This window comes from Clostridium sp. AM29-11AC (assembly GCF_003480545.1).
In the GTDB taxonomy this organism is placed as follows: Bacteria; Bacillota; Clostridia; order Lachnospirales; family Lachnospiraceae; genus Otoolea; species Otoolea saccharolyticum_A.
This window is the reverse complement of sequence record NZ_QUJI01000048.1, coordinates 1-2965: the sequence shown is the minus strand read 5'-3', so window position 1 is coordinate 2965 and position 2965 is coordinate 1. Positions and strand designations below refer to the sequence as shown.

Here is a 2965-nt window from a genome sequence, read left to right as displayed (position 1 = left end):
ATCGAATTCTTATCTGGAAGGTTTCATTCCCATAGACACAGAATATTTTACAGCCTCTCAAAGTCTTAAAACGGAGTTCCTACGGCATCCGAAACTTCGAGAGATTCCGGACCCGGATACTCCTCAGTACATCATAAAAATGGTCAGGATAGGGAGGCTTTTTTGTCATGCCCAAAACTATCATTCAACAGAACCCGTATTCAAATGGCTCCAAATGCAGGAATGGGGCGGGATTCAAACGAATCCCACCCCAACTATTAACATAGAGCCCATCAAAAAAGGGAGATTATCCCTGAATTTATAATATCAGAAATAATCTCCCTCTGTATCATTTATAATAATATCCTTTTGATATTACTGAGCAACTGTAAATCCGGCAATCCATTCTCCGTCTTTGAACTCATAGCTGTATTCAGAATCATATAATTCGATCACAGGAAGAGTTACACCGTCACGCATTGCATTTTCTGTTGCCAATGTTTCGAAGTTGATTACATTGGTTGTTTCATCTTCGTCATCGTTAAGCTCTGTCAGAGTTAATACGTTATCTCCGCTTCCGAAGGTTGCCTTATACTCCTTGTCAAGCTCCTCAATGTAGAACTTCTTTGTCTTGGAGGACTGAATCTTACCGGATGTGTTTACCAGATATACTTTATCCTTTACAAAGTACAGTCTGTAATCATCGTCAGCCTCAAGTCTCTTTCCGTTAAAGTACAGATATCCGGACTTCTCTCCAGTTACACCCTGGCCATTGTGTCCGTTGCTTGTATTGAAGTAATATGTAAAGCTGTCATTATCCTCTTCTACGTTGGATACCTTTCCAGTCTGCATATAACCGTTATCATCGAAGAAGTAGAAGCCATCGTTTACATACTGAAGGCCAGTCTGCATCTGTCCCTTCTCATTGAAGCAGAAGTATTTGCTTCCGTTCTCAGAGATCTTCTTCTTCATTCTGTACTCTGTTTTACCTGTCGGCAGGTTAAATGCGTCGCTGCTCTCAGTCTTCTCAGCCTCGCCGTCATCGAAGTAGTACCAGTCTGTATCACTATCTGCCTCAAGATCCTCAGAACCGTCAATCTCATACCAGCCGTCTGCTCTCCAGCCTTCCTCTACTGCATTATAGTAAACCATGTCACTTGCTGAAGCTGTTCCGATGTTATTGCCATCAGCCTCGGCATTAGATGGGCTTCCTGTAACCTTTGTCTTGGAATCGTTGATCCACTCATACAGCATCTGGCCATGAGCATTGAAATAGAGCTACCGCAATCCCATTGGCTTTAGACGGTGGGTTAAGGTAGCCAAAAGTGGTGGCTCGTGCTATACTTGTGTTACGGGAACGTGGAAATCAAAAAACAGACACAAGTATTTGTTACAGTATCATATTATTTTCGTATGCAAGTATAGAAAGAAATTGCTGATGCCAAAACAAATAGCAGATGATATAAAGCAGTTTTCTTATGAGATATGTCAAAAGCACAAAGCCGTTATTAGATACATGGAGACAGATAAAGACCATATTCATTACATGATAGAAACAGAACCAACGATGTCCATTAGTAAAATAGTAAATCTGATGAAGAGCTATACAACATATCATATTTAGGAAAGATATCCAAGTTATTTACGAAAACATTTCTGGAAAGAGCATACTTTTTGGACGGACGGATATTTTGCTTGCAGTGTAGGAAATGTTTCAGAAAAAATGCTCCGAAAATATATAGAAAACCAGGGATAGAAAGGTGATGACAGTCAATGCTAAAAGCATATAAATACAGGATATATCCGAATAGCAAACAGAGAACACAGATTGCAAAAACATTTGGCTGTTGTCGTTTTGTTTATAACCGTACACTGGTATATCGGAAAGAAATATATGAGAAAGAGAAAAAGTCTGTCAGTAAAACAGATTGTAATAATTACTGTAACAGAGAATTAAAGAAAGACTATGAATGGCTAAAGGAAGTGGACAAATTTGCTCTGACTAACGCAATTTATAACATGGACTCTGCATATCAGAAATTTTTCAGGGAACATGCAGGATATCCAAAATTCAAGAGCAAACATGACAGCCATAAATCCTATACAACCAATTATACAAATGGAAATATAGCAGTAGACTTTGAGAATGGTAAGGTAAAACTGCCTAAATTAAAAGATGTAAAAGCAAAGTTACACAGGGATTTTAGAGGACAGATTAAGTCAGCGACAGTTTCGCGGGTTCCTAGTGGAAAATATTATGTGTCCATACTTGTAGAAACTGAGCATAAGGAACTGGCACATACAAAGGATAGCATAGGAATAGATTTAGGAATCAAAGATTTATGCATTACTTCCAATGGTAAGATATATGAGAATCCAAAAATCATAAGGAAATACGAAAGACAACTGGTAAAGCTACAAAGGCAACTGTCACATAAAGAAAAGAGAAGTAAAAATTACTATAAAATCAAGAAAAAAATAGCATTATGCCATGAGAAAATAACAAATACCAGAAAAGATTATCTGCATAAAGTTTCACATGAAATTATCAGCGAAAACCAAGTGGTAGTTTCAGAAAATTTACAGATAAAAAATATGGTAAAGAATCATCATCTGGCAAAAGCCATAAGTGATGTATCGTGGTACGAGCTGACGAGACAGTTAGAGTATAAGGCAAAATGGAATGGCAGGAAATATATCAAAATAGATACATTTTATGCCAGTAGTCAAATATGTTCTGTTTGTGGGTATCAGAATCCGGATATAAAAGATTTGTCAGTGAGAACGTGGATATGTCCGGAATGTGGAGCAGAACATGACAGAGACATCAATGCCGCAAAAAATATACTGGCAGAAGGATTACGGCGAATAGCATAAAGAAATATATAGGGCAGGGACTGCCCGAATTAACGCCTGTGGAGATAGTAGGTTACGAGGTCGATGAAGCAGGAAGCCCATTGGCTTTAGACAATGGGTAGTTCACTCC

At 38.3% G+C, this 2965-nt stretch carries 3 protein-coding genes and 1 pseudogene; 3 read left to right on the top strand and 1 reads right to left on the bottom strand.

The window, feature by feature from the left end; translation table 11 throughout:
* Positions 1-304: hypothetical protein (locus DW757_RS17535; RefSeq protein ID WP_207665915.1), on the top strand; the 304-nt coding region annotated here is incomplete at its 5' end.
* Between the two features lie 50 nt (positions 305-354).
* Here the strand turns inward: DW757_RS17535 and DW757_RS17015 are convergent.
* Positions 355-1131: a hypothetical protein gene (locus DW757_RS17015; RefSeq protein WP_207665914.1), complete on the bottom strand. Its 777-nt coding sequence runs from the start codon at positions 1129-1131 to the stop codon at positions 355-357.
* Between the two features lie 139 nt (positions 1132-1270).
* Between DW757_RS17015 and tnpA the strand changes: the two are divergent.
* Positions 1271-1735, top strand: a pseudogene (gene tnpA / locus DW757_RS17010) (IS200/IS605 family transposase).
* A 17-nt stretch (positions 1736-1752) separates the two neighbouring features.
* Positions 1753-2856 carry an IS200/IS605 family element RNA-guided endonuclease TnpB gene (tnpB, locus tag DW757_RS17005; protein ID WP_118752319.1) on the top strand — a complete coding sequence of 368 codons (1104 nt, stop codon included), beginning with the start codon at positions 1753-1755 and terminating at the stop codon, positions 2854-2856.
* Positions 2857-2965 lie beyond the last annotated feature (109 nt).